Source organism: Novosphingobium profundi, from assembly GCF_018491765.1.
Lineage (GTDB): Bacteria > Pseudomonadota > Alphaproteobacteria > Sphingomonadales > Sphingomonadaceae > Novosphingobium > Novosphingobium profundi.
Genome location: NZ_JABWCU010000001.1, coordinates 353388 through 368567 on the forward strand (window position 1 = coordinate 353388; position 15180 = coordinate 368567).

General features: G+C 66.7%; 12 protein-coding genes. 5 read left to right on the forward strand and 7 right to left on the reverse strand.

Annotated elements, in window-relative coordinates; translation table 11 throughout:
• Positions 1-330: 330 nt before the first annotated feature.
• The gene (gene katG / locus HT136_RS01790) at positions 331-2502 is read left to right on the forward strand and encodes a catalase/peroxidase HPI (RefSeq protein ID WP_214197134.1); all 2172 of its coding nucleotides are present in this window, start codon (positions 331-333) and stop codon (positions 2500-2502) included.
• A gap of 72 nt (positions 2503-2574) precedes the next feature.
• Here the strand turns inward: katG and HT136_RS01795 are convergent, their stop codons facing one another.
• From HT136_RS01795 to HT136_RS01815, 5 genes are all read right to left on the reverse strand, one after another.
• The gene (locus HT136_RS01795) at positions 2575-3390 is read right to left on the reverse strand and encodes a ferredoxin--NADP reductase (RefSeq protein ID WP_214197135.1); all 816 of its coding nucleotides are present in this window, start codon (positions 3388-3390) and stop codon (positions 2575-2577) included.
• A 373-nt stretch (positions 3391-3763) separates the two neighbouring features.
• Positions 3764-4669 carry an alpha/beta fold hydrolase gene (locus HT136_RS01800; RefSeq protein ID WP_214197147.1) on the reverse strand — a complete coding sequence of 302 codons (906 nt, stop codon included), beginning with the start codon at positions 4667-4669 and terminating at the stop codon, positions 3764-3766.
• A 21-nt stretch (positions 4670-4690) separates the two neighbouring features.
• On the reverse strand, positions 4691-5443 hold the full coding sequence (locus HT136_RS01805) for a GntR family transcriptional regulator (protein WP_343222079.1): 753 nt from the start codon (positions 5441-5443) through the stop codon (positions 4691-4693).
• Between the two features lie 98 nt (positions 5444-5541).
• Entirely contained in the window at positions 5542-6906 is a 1365-nt protein-coding gene (locus HT136_RS01810) for an alpha/beta fold hydrolase (protein ID WP_214197149.1), read from the reverse strand.
• 42 nt (positions 6907-6948) lie between these two features.
• Complete coding sequence (locus tag HT136_RS01815) at positions 6949-7725, reverse strand: hypothetical protein (RefSeq protein ID WP_214197151.1); 777 nt, start codon at positions 7723-7725, stop codon at positions 6949-6951.
• Positions 7726-8210: 485 nt separating this feature from the next.
• Here HT136_RS01815 and HT136_RS01820 point away from each other — a divergent pair, with 485 nt between their 5' ends.
• From HT136_RS01820 to HT136_RS01835, 4 genes are read left to right on the forward strand one after another with little or no spacing between them, the layout of a single operon-like run.
• Entirely contained in the window at positions 8211-10616 is a 2406-nt protein-coding gene (locus HT136_RS01820) for a TonB-dependent receptor (protein WP_214197153.1), read from the forward strand.
• 38 nt (positions 10617-10654) lie between these two features.
• On the forward strand, positions 10655-11890 hold the full coding sequence (locus HT136_RS01825; protein ID WP_214197155.1) for an MFS transporter: 1236 nt from the start codon (positions 10655-10657) through the stop codon (positions 11888-11890).
• Positions 11891-11949: 59 nt separating this feature from the next.
• Positions 11950-12471 carry a VOC family protein gene (locus HT136_RS01830; protein WP_214197157.1) on the forward strand — a complete coding sequence of 174 codons (522 nt, stop codon included), beginning with the start codon at positions 11950-11952 and terminating at the stop codon, positions 12469-12471.
• Entirely contained in the window at positions 12468-13226 is a 759-nt protein-coding gene (locus tag HT136_RS01835) for an SDR family NAD(P)-dependent oxidoreductase (protein WP_214197159.1), read from the forward strand. The genes HT136_RS01830 and HT136_RS01835 overlap by 4 nt, the downstream gene beginning before the upstream one ends.
• A gap of 109 nt (positions 13227-13335) precedes the next feature.
• On the opposite strand, the gene HT136_RS01840 is transcribed toward HT136_RS01835, so the two are convergent.
• Together HT136_RS01840 and HT136_RS01845 are read right to left on the reverse strand one after the other, a co-directional pair.
• On the reverse strand, positions 13336-14814 hold the full coding sequence (locus HT136_RS01840; protein WP_214197161.1) for a PepSY-associated TM helix domain-containing protein: 1479 nt from the start codon (positions 14812-14814) through the stop codon (positions 13336-13338).
• On the reverse strand, positions 14799-15101 hold the full coding sequence (locus HT136_RS01845) for a hypothetical protein (RefSeq protein WP_214197163.1): 303 nt from the start codon (positions 15099-15101) through the stop codon (positions 14799-14801). Before HT136_RS01845 ends, HT136_RS01840 begins: the two co-directional genes overlap by 16 nt.
• Positions 15102-15180: the final 79 nt, after the last annotated feature.

Consider the following 15180-nt stretch of genomic DNA (forward strand, 5'->3'; position numbering starts at 1 on the left):
ATGTATAATCCCTAGGGGGCCATGCGGAATATACGCAGGGCCTCACCTCGCGCATGTCATGGATCGCGCCATAGCCCTTGTTCGGGGTACTCAGGTGTCGTGCGCCGGATCAACAGGGTTTGCCGCAATGGCCCCTTGCAGTCGCGAAGTGCCATGGATGGGGTGGGTGGACACGAAAGCTGTAGACCTGTGCCGGAAAGTGGCGAGGGCCTCGCTCCGGTTTGTCGCTTGTGGCGTCCGGAATTCGGGTGTTAACTCGGGTGCCAGAGCAAATCGGGCGTGTCGGCGCCGGGACGGGGATAGGCCGGAACCAGACTAGGAGATGATGCGATGAACGACATGGCAGGCAAGCCGGGCAAGTGCCCGGTGGTGCATGGCGGGATGACGGCTTCGGGTACGTCGAACACGGATTGGTGGCCGCAGGGGCTCAATCTGGGCATTCTCCACCAGCACGACACCAAGACCGACCCGATGAGCAAGGGCTTCGCCTATCGCGAGGCACTCAAGGAGCTCGACATCGAGGCGCTCAAGACCGACATGCGCGCGCTGATGACCGACAGCCAGATCTGGTGGCCGGCCGACTGGGGCCACTACGGCGGCCTGATGATCCGCATGGCGTGGCACTCGGCGGGCTCCTACCGCATCGCCGACGGGCGCGGGGGCGGCAATACCGGCAACCAGCGCTTCGCGCCGCTCAATTCCTGGCCCGACAACGTCAGCCTCGACAAGGCGCGGCGCCTGCTCTGGCCACTCAAGAAGAAGTACGGCAACGCCGTCAGCTGGGCGGACCTCATCATCCTGGCGGGCACGATCGCCTACGAGACGATGGGCCTGGAGACTTTCGGCTTCGGCTTCGGACGCGCCGACATCTGGGCGCCCGAGATCGACACCTACTGGGGCAGCGAGAAGGAGTGGCTGGCGCCGAGCGGCGGCGAGGGCAGCCGATATTCCGGCGAGCGTGACCTCGCCAACCCGCTCGCGGCGGTCATGATGGGCCTCATCTACGTCAACCCCGAAGGGGTCGACGGCGTTTCCGATCCGCTCAAGACGGCGGCGGACATGCGCGTCACCTTCGCGCGCATGGCGATGAACGATGAGGAGACGGCGGCGCTTACCGCAGGCGGGCACACCGTGGGCAAGTGCCACGGCAACGGCGATGCCAGCACGCTGGGGCCCGATCCCGAAGCCGCCGGAGTCGAGGCGCAGGGCTTCGGCTGGGTCAATCCGGGGCGCACCGGGATGGGGCCGGATACCGTGACGAGCGGCATCGAGGGCGCCTGGACGACGAACCCCACGGTCTTCGACATGGGCTATTTCGACATGCTCTTCGATCACGACTGGGAGCTCAGGAAGAGCCCGGCGGGCGCCTCGCAGTGGGAGCCGGTCGCGATTGCGGAGGAGGACCGCCCGGTCGACGTCGAGAACCCGGAAATCCGGCACAATCCGATCATGACCGATGCCGACATGGCGCTCAAGATGGACCCGACCTACCGGGCCATCATGGAGGGTTTCCGCGCCGATCCGGAGCGCTTCAGGGACACTTTCGCGCGCGCCTGGTTCAAGCTGACCCATCGCGACATGGGGCCCAAGGTCCGCTATGTCGGGCCCGATGTCCCGGCCGAGGACCTGATCTGGCAGGACCCGGTGCCGGCAGGCCCGACCGGCTACGACGTGGCCGGGCTCAAGGCCGCGATCGCGGCAAGCGGACTTTCCGTCGGCGACATGGTGGCGACCGCCTGGGACAGCGCGCGGACCTGGCGTGGCTCGGACTTGCGCGGCGGGGCCAACGGCGCGCGAATCCGGCTGGCCCCGATGAAGGACTGGGCGGGCAACGAGCCCGAGCGCCTGGCGCGGGTGCTGGGCGTGCTCGAACCGCTCGCCGCTTCGGCAGGCGCAAGCCTGGCCGATGCGATCGTGCTCGCGGGGAACGTGGGTGTCGAGAAGGCGGCGAGCGCGGCGGGCTTCCCGACCGAGGTGCCTTTCGCGCCCGGGCGCGGTGATGCCAGCGCCGAGATGACCGACGTGGAGAGCTTCGAGCCGCTCGAGCCGATCCACGACGGCTATCGCAACTGGCTCAAGGATGACTATGTCGTGAGCCCGGCCGAACTCATGCTCGATCGCACCCAGCTCATGGGGCTGACGGCGGTGGAAATGACGGTCCTGCTGGGCGGCATGCGCATGCTGGGAACGAACCATGGCGGCAGCAAGCTGGGTGTCTTCACGGCGAACGAGGGCGCGCTCAGCACCGACTTCTTCGTCAACCTGGTCGACATGAGCAACCGCTGGAGCAAGCTCGACGACGGCAGTTACGCGGTCATCGATCGCGCTTCGGGCGAGACCAGATGGACCGCGAGCGAGCTCGACCTGACCTTCGGGGCCAATTCGGTCCTGCGCGCCTACGCCGAGGTCTATGCCCAGGACGACAACCAGAAGAAGTTCGTGGAGGACTTCGTCGCCGCCTGGACCAAGGTCATGAACGCGGACCGCTTCGACCTCGCCTGAGGCGACGGGAGGGCGCCAAAAGAAAAGGGCCGCATCGCTGCGGCCCTTTTCGTTTATCAAGGCGGCGCGCGCTCAGTCGACGAAGGCGCGCTCGATCACGAAGTCACCCGGCTTCGAATTCGAGCCTTCGGTGAAGCCGATGCTCTCGAGGTAGTGGGCCTGGCCCTTGATCATGTCCATCGAGCCGCACAGCATGATGCGGTCGGTCTCGGGGTTGAGCTTGGCATCGCCCTCGAGGCCCTCGAACAGGCGTCCGCTCTCGATGATGTCGCCGATGCGGCCCTTGGTGTGGAAGTCCTCGCGCGTGACGGTGGGCACGTAGTGGAACTTGTCCACCGCGTCCTCACCCACGAGCGGATCTTCGGCAAGACGCGCTTCGAGCATCTCGCGGTAGGCAAGGTCGCTCACCTGGCGCACGCCGTGCACGCAGATCACCTGGTCGAACATCGAGTAGACGTCGGGATCGCGCGCGAGCGACATGAAGGGAGCAAGGCCCGTGCCGGTCGAGAAGAAGAACAGACGCTTGCCGGGCAGCAGCGCGTCGGTGACGAGCGTGCCCACGGGCTTGCGGCCGAGGTAGATCTGGTCGCCCGGCTGGATCTTCTGGAGGCGCGAGGTCAGCGGGCCGTCCTGGACCTTGATCGAGAGGAACTCGAGTTCCTCGTCCCACGAGGGGCTTGCGACCGAGTAGGCGCGCAGCAGCGGGCGGCCGTTGTCGCCCATCAGGCCGATCATGATGAATTCGCCCGAGCGGAAGCGGAACGAGGCCGGACGCGTGATCTTGAAACTGAACAGGCGGTCGTTCCAGTGATGCACCGAGTTGACCGTTTCGACGGTCAGGGCCGCGGTGGGTTCCAGGACCGTGGCTTCGGCAGTGGGCTGGGTCATCGTCTCAAGTTCCTTGGTAGGCGAAATCGGCAGTCTGGACTCGTGCCGGCAACCGGCGGGCCGAACCTGCAGGGTTGCGCGGTTTCGGTGCGGAAGCAGGCCCGGTATGATCGCAGGCCTCGCGGCAGCGTGTCACGATCCAAGTTTGTGTCGTGCGTCAAGCGCAACTTGGCCTCGGGGTCAAGCGCTTGTGCCCGCAGAGGGCATCGAAAATTGCTTGGCGGCCCCAAACCTTTTCTACCATCGTGATATTTTATTTATGTAAATCAGTTAATTATGTCCATTTTGCCGTAGCGATCGTCGCTATGGCCTCAGTCCGGACCCATGCCCGGGAACCCGTCAAATCGACTGCGCGAGCGGCCTGACTTGCGAATCATTCGCAACTTTGCGGCATCTCGGGAGCGAAGCTGCCCGCCTCGGCGGGGGGCCAGCACGGACCGAGCGCGCTGGGCGGAGCCGCGATGGCGCGGTCCTGCACACCATCCAGCCAGCCGCGCAGCAATTGCGCCACGTCGCCCGCCTCGCGCGTGGCAAAGCCGTGGCCCCAGCCCGGTGCATCGAGCATGGTGATGTGTGGGGAAAGGTGGCGCGCAGGTTCGGTCTGCGCCGCGAGATCATCGCCGGTCTTGAGGATCAGCGCGGGATGGGCCAGCGTGCGCAGCGCTGCTTCGAGGTCGTAGTCGAAGGCCGCCGCGTGGCCCCACCAGGCATTCGCCCCCCCGGTGGTGGCTTCCTCGAAATGTTCGGCCACCTCCTCGAGGCTCATGCCGGGGCGTCGGTAGTGGTGGACGAAGCCGCGCCAGCGCCGGGCGAGATGTTCGCCATCTTCGCGTGGCGCCTTGGGGCCGTAGTAGGCCCGGAACGTCGCGCGTTCCTCGGGCGTGAAGATCGGCGCGCCGACCAGAACCAGCCGGCCGATGCGTTCGGGAAAGCGCGCGGCGAGCGCCGTCGCGGTCAGCGAGCCGGTGTGATAGCCCATGACGTCATAGGGGGTGCCGGGCGCCAGCGCCTCCATCGCCTCGGCCAGGGCATCGGCGTAGTCCTCGATCGAGGGCAGGCAAGGCGGTGCGTCGGACTGTCCGTAGCCCGGTGTGTCGAACGCGGCGGCGAGGCGATCCTGACCCATCTCGCCCACGAGCCGTTCGAAGATATGCCCCGTCATCGGGCTCATGTGGATGAAAAGGATCGCGCGGGCGTCCGGCGCATCCGTCGGCCGTGCGATGCGGCCATGGACTTGTCCGTAACGACCATCGAGATAGCGACGGCGCGGTCTTTGCATCGGGCGTTTCCTTCGCGAAGCTCAGGCCGGATCGGGCTCGATCACCATCGAATAGGTGAAGGCCTCGCCCGGGTGGTAGCTGTTGGTTATCTCGAAGGGCACGCCTTCGCTGTCGTGGTAGATGCGCACGATGCGCAGGCAGGGCGTGCGGCGTGGGATCTGCAGCGCCTTGGCCATCGGCGTGCTGGCGGGCACCGCCGCGATTTCCTGCATGACCCGGCCGACCGTGAACTGGCCATGGCGTTCAAGCTGCCGGAACAGCGCGAGCGTGGTGAGGTCGACCTTGTCGAGCAAGGGCGCAAGGTCGGGGCGGACATAGGCCTCGATCGCGGCCACCGGGCTGTCGTCGCCGCCGCCTTGCGTGCGCAGTCCGCGCAGGCGGGCCCAGCGGCTCTTGTGCAAGGCCTCGTGCCGCGGGTCGACGAAAGCGGCGAGGCTGCGTGGCAGCAGGCAGAAGCCATCGGGTGCCAGCGCGGTGCGCGCGTCGCGTGCGTACTGGCGCGTTTCGTCGAGGCTGGTGAAGGCCTGGAAGCGCGCACTCGAACGGACGGCGGGGGGCTCGACGAGGGTGCCCGAGCCACGCCGGCGCGAAATCAGCCGCTCGCCCTGCAGGCAGCGCAAGGCTTCGCGCACCGTGAAGCGACTGACGCCGTAATGCTCACATAGCGCGCTTTCGGTCGGAAACGCGGTATTCCCGTCGAAACGACCGGCGAGGATCGCCTGGCGCAATTCGTCCGCCAATTGCTCGTATCGTGGCGCTTGCCTGCTGTTCACGGATACTCCCCTGTCGACCCGTCTTGCCGATCATCGGCGAAAAGGGAGGCCCGGCAAAGCCCCCCCTGCGCCTGCGATGCCCCCCGGGCGCGCCTTCGTTAGATGGCCTGGCGCGCCAGGGCCCATTCGCGCGCGGCGGTGCTGCGCAGGAGCGCGCGGTGCTCGATGCGCAGGCGTTCGGGATCGAGCGCCTCGGGGGCGAAGTCGACGGCGGTTTCGGGCCCGACCTCGTACCAGGGCGCGAACATCTTGCCCGCGCGCACGATCGACCAGCCGCGCGTCAGATAGGCGCCGAAGCGATCGGGGGCGAGCGTGGGGAAAAGCGTATCGGGATCGCCGAGCGGGGCTGGCTCGAACACCGCTTCGCCGCAGCCAAGGGCCGTGCGTGCGGCTTCGATGACGGCGAGCCAGGGGGCGGGATCGCTCGGCGGCGCGCCCTGCCAGCCATCCGAGAGCCCGTGCCCGGGCAGATCGATGGCGCAGGCCTCACGCGTGTCGAGCAGTTCGAGCGAGCTGCCGGGTGCGTGGATGGTCAGCGCCTTGCCCTGCTGAGCCGCGCCGCGCCAGTGCAGGCGCCCGGTGAAGGCCTTGGTCGTCACCGTGATGAACCCCTCGTCGGCGCATTCGCCCAGCGCTTCGGGCGCGGGGCAGGCGTATCGACCCAGATGGGCGATGTGCGCCGCCTGCTGGTCGGCGGGCGTCGCCACCTTGCGTGCGTCCCACAAGGGGGGCAGCGCGGGAAGGCGGTCGATGTGCTCGTAGAGCACGTCGGCGGCGTAGGCGAGGATCAGCACGGGGCGCGTTTCGGCCTCGGGGCCGGGGACCTCGCGCGGGGCGCGCAGCACCGCGCCGTAGCCCACGCGGTAGGCGTCGCCCGAATCGAGCATTTCGCGCACCACCGCGTCGACCCGCGCCGGCTCATCGTGCGCGACCGAGATGCGCGCTTGCTTGCGGGTGTCGAACCAGGGAAAGAACCAGGTCTGTTCGAGGATGCGGTTCCACAGCCAGGTGAGGTGCTCGCCATAGCCACTCGGCTGGAAGGCGGGCAGGTAGCTTGCCGAGAACGCCTTGCTCTCCTCCTCGGTCCAGATCGCGTAGCCGCCGATGGCGAGCGCGGTGAAGCGCTGCGGCGCTCGGGCAAGTGTGTTGACGAGGATCGTTCCGCCCGAATGGAAGCCGTAGGCGGCGACCTTCTCGAGCCCGAGCGCATCGAGCAGGCCGACGAGCGCGTCGGAGAAGTCGTCGATTGTCGCATCGGCCCGGGGCAGTGGGTCGGACTGGCCGAAGCCGGGCGTGTCGGGGGCGATGCAGGTGAAATTGGCGCCCCACTGGTGCATCAGGCCCTCGTACTCGGTCGAGGAGCGCGGGCTCTGGTGGATCATGAGCACCACGGGGCCGCTGCCGCACTTGCGGTAATGCACGCGGCGGGTGCCGACGTCGACGAAATGGCGCGAAATTTCCATGGCTGCTGGTCTTCCGGTTGACGTGTGATGGAGAGGTGGGCGTCAGGCTGCGGCAGGCGTGCCGAGCGGGCCGCCCTCGAGTTCGACGAGCTCGAAGACGGATGCGAGGTAGCCCTGCGCCTCGCCCTTGACGTAGAGGCCGTCGCCGTCGCGGCTGAGCCACATGTCGTAGGGTGGATGGTCGTTGACGATGCCGCGCAGGGCCACGCGGTTACAAGTGAAGGTGCCGGCGGGGACGCTCACCTCTTCCACGCCGAGGAATTCGAAGCCCGAAGTCGTGGTGCACAGGCTCGGACCGGTCGCGCCCAGGTGATGCAGGCTGTGCATCAGGTTGCGGCCCTTGAACTCGATGTGGCCGGGCCCCTTCTCGAAAGGGAACGTGGCGGCCAGCCAGCCGTCGGACTGCACCGCGTGGAGCCCGAAGCCGCGCATCGGACGCTCGATCGCGATCGACTGGCTGACGCGTCCGAGATCGCGCGAGTAACTTTCGCAGGTCGCCTCGGTGTCGGTGAAGCGGAACCAGCCGCTGCCGGTGAGTTCGCCCTTGTTCATGATCCGCACGTAGGCTTCGGCGGGGTGGAAATCGGCGTGAACCGAGACCACGCTGTCGCGCACGACGTCCTCGCCCGCGACCGCCATTTCGCAGTGCGCGGAAAGGGTGCGCATGCCGTCGCGGCCCAGCGTCATGTCCCAGTCCTCGAAGCCCCAGGGAAGCGTCTCGTCGGCGCGGCGATAGGCGATGCGGCCGCGGCGCCGGGGCAGGGGGGAGAAAGAGGGGGCGAACGACGCCGTGCCGGTTTCACGATGTGACGGGTTCATCGGCAAATGTCCTCTCGTCTTGCCCGCGTGGGCGCTGTCCCAAGTTGTCCGTTGAGGTCTGCATGGCGCCCTTCGCTATCCACCAGTCGGACAGCCGATGGCAGGTGCGCTGTCCACGGCTCTACCTGCGATATGTCTGGACAAATCGCAGGCTGTCAAGCGTTGAGGACGCGGATTTTCAAGCCGGTGAGATGGAATTCGTCAACGTAGAATAACCATCAAAATGCTTTTTAATCAGCATGATGATGGTTTGATTGAGGTGATTCGTCGATCGATTTTTAGATTTGTAATGGCATTATATCAAAAATGTCAAGTGTCGCCATTTCGTGCTTGACAGGGAGGCCCGGCAAACGAACTTTGTAGGGGTGATCGTGTATTCGGCTCGGCAGAAGATCGGGCAGGGGTCACGCGGAGGGCTACCCGGATCCGGTGGGCTTTCCCGGACGGTCCGCATTTCGCGGTCGTGCAACACGAAGGGATGGAAAATGAGGAAATCAGTACTGACGGCCACGACGGCGCTCTGCGGATTTTTCGCCCTGGCCGCGCCGGCCCTCGCCCAGGAAACCGAGACCGGGGGTGCCAACAAGCCGGCATCCCAGCTTTCCGAGATCGTCGTTACCGCGCAGCGCCGCGAGGAAAGCGCGCAGACCGTTCCCATTGCGATCACCGCGATTTCGGGCGCCGAACTCGACGCGCGCGGCGTCTCCAGCGCGCTCGACGTCGTCCAGTACATTCCCAACATGGTCGGGATGAACAACACCGGCCTGGGCTCGTCGAACACTTATTACATCCGTGGCCTGGGTAGCACGGAATCGATCGCGACTTTCGATCCGCCGGTCGGTACCTACATCGACGACGTCTATCTCAGCCGCCAGGGCGCGAACAACCTCAGCCTGTTCGACGTCGACCGCATCGAGGTGCTGCGCGGGCCGCAGGGTACGCTGTTCGGCCGCAACACCACGGGCGGCGCGGTCTCGGTGCACATGGCCGAGCCCACTTTCGACGGCATCGGCGGCTTTGCCGAAGCCGGATACGGCACCTATCACAAGAAGCTGCTGCGCGGCTCGATCAACATTCCGCTTTCGGACACCTTCGCGGCCAAGGTCTCGGGCTACTGGCAGAACGACGACGGCTATGTGAAGGACGTCACGACCGGCGAACGCCTCAACGACGGCGATGGCTGGGGCGCACGTCTCGCGCTGAAGGGTGAGCTCAGCGATTCGGTGACCTGGAATTTCGGCTACACCCACGTGGTCGACAATTCGGAGAATGTGCTCAACTTCACCTGCAATCCCGACGACACAACCGAGTGCGACGGGCGCTATGCGACCACCGGTTTCAGCAAGACTGCGACCAGCCAGTTCGCAGACCTCGGCGTGAAGGGCGCCAAGGCCTACTACGGCAACGGCAACCACGCGGTCTCGAACCTGATCACCAACAAGGTCGCGATCGATCTCGCGCCCTCGACCCGGCTGGAACTGATCACCGGCTACGTGCGCCAGAACCAGCAGTACGGCCTCGACTTCTACGATGGCCGTGCGGCCCCCTCGACTTCGAACCCCTATCCGGCAGTCGCGGGCAATTCCAACGGCGGCTACATCCTCCTCAACGACAACTGGTCCGACCAGTTCAGCCAGGAAGTGAAGCTCAACGGTTCGGCCTTCGGCGGCTTCCTCGACTACGTCGCGGGTGTCTACTACATGAAGGAGGACAACTCGACGAACGGTGCGGCGATCTACTCCGGCTACCTGCTGCAGGATTCGATCACCCGCAATTCGACCGAGACTGTCGCCGGCTATGCCCAGGGTGACCTGAACGTCACCGACAAGCTCAAGTTGACCGCCGGTATCCGCTGGACCGACGAGGTCAAGAAGGTGGGCATTTCGGACCTGCGCGACTCGTGCGCGTCGGGCGGCACGAACTGCCTGACGACCGCGAACCTCGTCGCCAACGGCATTCCCACCAAGCTGACGACCAAGATGTGGACGCCGCGCTTCGCGGTGAACTACCAGGCCAATCAGGACGTGCTGCTCTACGCCAGCGCGACGCGTGGTTTCCGTTCGGGTGGCTGGTCGGCCCGCGCGACGACGCCCGACGCGTTCCTGCCCTTCGGTCCCGAGAAGGTCTGGTCCTACGAGGCGGGCATCAAGTCGCAGTGGTTCGACAACCACGTCCGCGCCAACCTCACCTTCTACTGGGAGGACGTGAGCGACCTGCAGACCCCGGCCGGCTACGTCACGTCGACCGGCTCGCTGACCTTCATCACGCGCAACTTCGCCGACTACCGCAACCGCGGCGTCGAGGCCGAGTTCGAGGTCATGCCGGTCGCCGGCCTCAACCTGCACTTCAGCGGCGGTTACCAGGACGACAAGTACATCATCGATCGCAACGCGGCGACTTACGACGAATACGGCGTGATGTCGGTGGCGGCGCAACAGGCCTCGTGCCTGGCGGGCACCGCCGCCAACTGCGGCAAGGGCATCGTCGCCCCCGACGGCTCGATCGCGACGCCGGTGCGCACGCCCGACTGGACGCTGGCGATGGGCGCCAACTACGAGATTCCGCTCGGCAATCTCTCGCTGGTGCCCTCGGTCGACGCGACCTGGCGCTCCGCGATGGAAGTGCAGACCTCGAACGTGACGATCTACTACGACCAGGATACCTCGACCGGCACCTACAGCGCGGCGGGCAATACCTATGTCGTGGGCTCGCGTGTCGACCCGCTGTGGATGTTCAACGCCGGCCTTGCGCTCAACGGTCCGGACAAGGCCTGGCAGATTTCGGTCAATTGCCAGAACTGCACGAACAAGGTCTATGGTCAGAGCTATCTGGGCTACACCTACATCAATCCGCCGCGCACGGTCATGGCCAAGCTGCGGTACAATTTCTGATACCCTGACCATGCAACAGGATCGTCGAGGCAAAACAATTGGCTAATGAATTCAAGAAGGGCTGGAAGGTCGTCTTTGCAGCCCTGCTCGCTACCGCTTGCGGCGCCTCGCCGATCCCGTTCAACGTCCTGCCGCTCGTCATGGGTCCGATCCATGACGAGTTCGGCTGGGACTTCACGCAAATCAGCGCCGCCACGCTCATGTGGGGCGTGCTCGGTGCGATGCTGGCGCCGGTCTACGGTGGCTTCTGCGACCGTTTCGGCGTGCGCCGGGTGGGCATCGCCTCGATGCTGGCCTTCATCGTCGTGTTCAGCTCGTTCTACTTCGTGCCCGACTGGCTGCCCGGCTGGTACATGTGGTGGACCGCACTTGGCCTGATCGCGATCGGCTCGACCCCGGTAACCTGGAGCCGTGCGGTCGCACTGTGGTTCGACAAGCATCGCGGGCTCGCGCTCGGCATCATGCTGCTGGGCACCAGCGCGACGGCGATGTTCGTGCCGCATTTCGTCAACTTCGCGATCGGCCTTGGCGGTTGGCGCCTGGCGTTCCCGGCGGCGACGGTCTTCGCGCTGTTCCTGGCCATGCCCTTCATCCTTGCCTGGTACCGCGAGCCGCGTCCCGAGGAACGGCCCGCGACGCTCGAGCAGGCCGCCGACGGCGACGTGGTGGGCATGTCGCTGGCGCAGGCGATGCGCGGTCGCCGGTTCTGGATCCTCCTCGTCAGCACGCTCCTGATCTCGTTCTCCTATGGCGGCGCGCATATCCACATGGCGCAGATGGTTCAGCTCCACGGCTTCACGCCCGCCGATGCGGCCACCGTCATGAGCTTCGTGGCGCTGGGTATCCTGGTCGGGCGCCTGGGCATCGGCTTCCTGTTCGATCGCTTCTGGGCGCCGGGGGTTGCGTTTCCCGCGATGCTGCTGCCCGCGATCGCCTGCTACCTGCTGATGGGGACGGGCACGTCTTTTCCGCTGATCCTGACCGGGGGCTTCCTGATCGGCGTTGCGGCGGGGACGGAGACCGACATCGTCGCGTTCATGACCGCGCGCTATTTCGGCCTGCGCCACTACGGCCGGATCTACGGCTTCCTCTATGCGCCCTTCGGCATCGGTTCGGCGATTTCGCCCATGCTATACGGCTACGTGCGCGACACGACGGGCAACTACGACATCATGCTGACGGTCGCGATCGTGCTCTTCGCGCTGGGCGGGGTGATGCTGCTGGGCCTGGGCGCGTATCCGGATCGTGAACAGCTCGCCGTTCGGGATGCCTGATTACCTGGAGTTTGTCCTAGCCTCGCCGCGACAATCGAGACACGAGGCAGGACAGACCCATGCGTGACCACCCAAGCTCGGCCCTGATCCGGGGCACCATCTTCGTGCGCGACATCGCACGTTCGATCCCTTTCTACCGGGCGATCGGGCTCACCGAGACCTACATCGAGGCCCATCTCGCGCACCCCTCGGCAACCGCGATCCTGGGCTTCGACGATCCGCGTCCCTTCGACATCTGCATCCTGAAGCGCCCGGGCCCCAATTTCGGCATGGTCGGCCTGTTCCAGCTCGCCGACGGCACGACGCACGAAGAGCTGCCCGTGCCGACGGGCCCTGCGCGCATCGGCGAAGTCGCGCTCGTCTTCTACGTCACCGACATCCACGCGACGATGGCGCGTCTGCGCGATCTCGGCGCGACCTGGGCGCCCGAACCGCAGGTCTTCGCGATGGAGCACCGCGCGCAGCTCGAAGTGTGCCTGCGCGATCCCGACGGGGTGCTCATCAACCTGGTCGAGACCGACCCTGCCCAGCAGGAGCGTACCCGGCCTGAACTCGACTACGCGCAAGGGGACGAGGCATGAGCCTGCCCACGCTCGAAGGCCGCTGCGTCGTCGTCACCGGGGGTGCGGGCGGCATCGGGCGCGCGATCGTCGCAGCGTTCCTCGCGCGCGGGGCGCGTGTCGTGTGCGCGGATCTTTCGGTTGCCGACGAGGAGCCGGGAGCGACCGGCAGGGCGGTCAACCGCCGGCTCGACGTCACCGACGAGGCCTCGTGGATCGCGCTCATGGATTTCGTCGTGGCGCGCTTCGGCCGGCTCGACGTGCTCGTCAACAACGCAGGGCTCTATCGCCCCAATATCGTGTTCGAGGACATGGAACTGGCGACCTGGCGCCAGCACATGGCCGTCAACGCCGATGGCACGTTCCTGGGCTGCAAGCACGCCATTCGGCGCATGAAGCCGCACGGGGAAGGGGCGATCGTCAATATGGCCTCGGGCATGGCGATTACCGCCAATCCCACCGGGGCGGCCTATTGCGCGGCCAAGGCGGCGGTGCTCATGACCACCCGCACGGCCGCGCGCGCGGCGGGGCCCTACGGGGTGCGCGTCAATGTCGTGCTGCCGGGGGCGGTCCCCACCGAGATGCTGATGGGCAATCTGACCGGCAACGAGAGCGAGGGCGATTTCCTGGCGCGCATGGCGGGTTACAGCGCGCTCGGTCGCCTTGCCCAGCCCGAGGACATCGCGCGCGCGGTGGTCTTCCTCGCCGATCCTGCGAACGGGGCGATCAGCGGCGTGCACCTGCCCGTCGACGGTGGGGCGTTGCCCGGCGCCTGAGCACCTCATGCCAAGGCGCTGAGATGCTGACGCATCGCGCCTTGGATTTGCTCAAGCGCCGTACGGGCTCAACCAAGGGGCGATGAGTCAGGCTCATCGCGCCTTGGTATCAGCTCTGCTGGGCGAGCGTGAGGTTGGGGAGCCTGCGCGCGCGCCGCGCGCGCAGGATTTCGGGCAGGGCAAGAAGCACCGCGGCAACGACAAGCGCGGCGTCGATCACCAGCGAAGGCGCGGGCAGGGGGCCGGCGAAGTAGGCGTGAAGGGCGCCGGTCAGCGCGAGGCCCGCCGCCAGAAGGCGCCGCAACGCGGGCGCTGGGAACGCTTCCGGGCGCAGCGCCGCAGCCAGTGTCCCGACCGCCAGCGCGCCCCAGAAAGCCGCTGCGAACGGCAGGTGCGGCCCGGCCAGCACGCGCAGCCAGTAGGCGAGCACGAGCAGCACCGGACTGCCCCAGATCGTCCATGCCCAGACGGCTTCGAGCCGGGGGCTGGCGAGGCCGCGCGCGCGTCGCTTCATCAGCCACAGGGTCGTGCCTGTCGAGATGATCGCGCAGAGCGCGAGACCGAAGCCGAGGTAGGCGAGTTCGATCGGGATACCGCCATAGGAGCCGAAGTGCAGCAGGTAGACCGAGGCGGCGGTCTGCTTGCCGAGCGCGCCATCGGCGAGGCCCAGGGTTCCGGTGAAGCGCCCGTTGCCGTCGAAATGGTAGTTCTCGCCGTAGATAAGCCGGCGCGGATGGAGTGCAAGGACCGAAATCTGCTGGCCGCGCGTCGCGGTTTCTTCGACCGTGACGTAGGTGATCGGCAGATCAGGGTGGTTCCGGCCCATCCATTCGAGCGCACGATCGACGCGGGCGAGCGGGGCGGGGGCGGGGTCGTGCGGCGGATGGGCCCCGAAGATCGGCGCATAGGCGGCCTCGGTATCGCCGCCGAAACGCTCGGTGGCGACGGCCTGGAAGACGAGCTGTCCCAGCCCGATGACCGCGCCGGTGAAGCCCAGCGCGGCGACGAAGGGCAGGAGCCACACCCCGAAGCGGTTGTGCAGATCGGCGCGCGAAAGCTGTGGGCGCGCGCGCAGGCGAAAGGCGAAGGCATCGCGGAAGATGCGCGGATGCGCGAGTACGCCGGTCACCACGGCGACGCAGAGCATCACCCCCAGCGCGCCGGTCAGCAGCAGGCCCCAGGTGGGGGGCAGGTTGAGCTGGTAGTGTAGGAAGAGCACGAATTCGGTCCAGGCGTGGGCCTCGGGCCGGTCGTAAGCGCCTTGCGCGTCGACGTAGTTGGCGCCGTTGTCGGTGGTGATGACCGTGCGCGGCAGTCCGCGCGTGGGCATGTGGACGAAGGCGTGATCGGTCGGCTTGCCCTGGCGCGCGATCGTCTCGGCGAGCGCGCGCTGCACCGCCTGCGGTGCGATCCGGGTCATTTCGGCGGCGCCGGGCTCCTCCCAGCGCTGGAAATCCTGCTGGAACACCGCGAGCGAGCCGGTGAGGCAGACGAGATAGAGGAGGCCGCCGGTCAAGAGGCCGAGCGCGGCGTGGCCGGAAAGCGCGCGCCGGACCAAACCGGCGGGCGGGGTTACAGGATCAGCCATGCAAGTCCTCCGCAAAAGCCCATCGCGAGGGCACCCAGCGCCATGTCCCTTACGCCCGTGCGGGTCAACTGCCAGGAGGCGAGCAGGGTCCAGCCGAGCGGCAGGGCGATCAGCGCGGCCATCAGCGTGTCGGCATCGCCAAGGCCGCATCGAAGGAGCAGGCTCTGGACCCCGCAGGCGAGTGCCACGGCGGCGGCAAGATCGAGCAGTGCGATCGTCGCGAAGATCGCGACCCTGCGGCCCAAGTCGGCGGCGCGAAGCGGCGCGGCGGATTGCGGCGCCGGCACGCGCTCGGATCGTCAACAACGAATCGGCCGATATCCTGCGCATGTTCAATACCGGTTTCGGCGGGCTCGCCGATGAGGC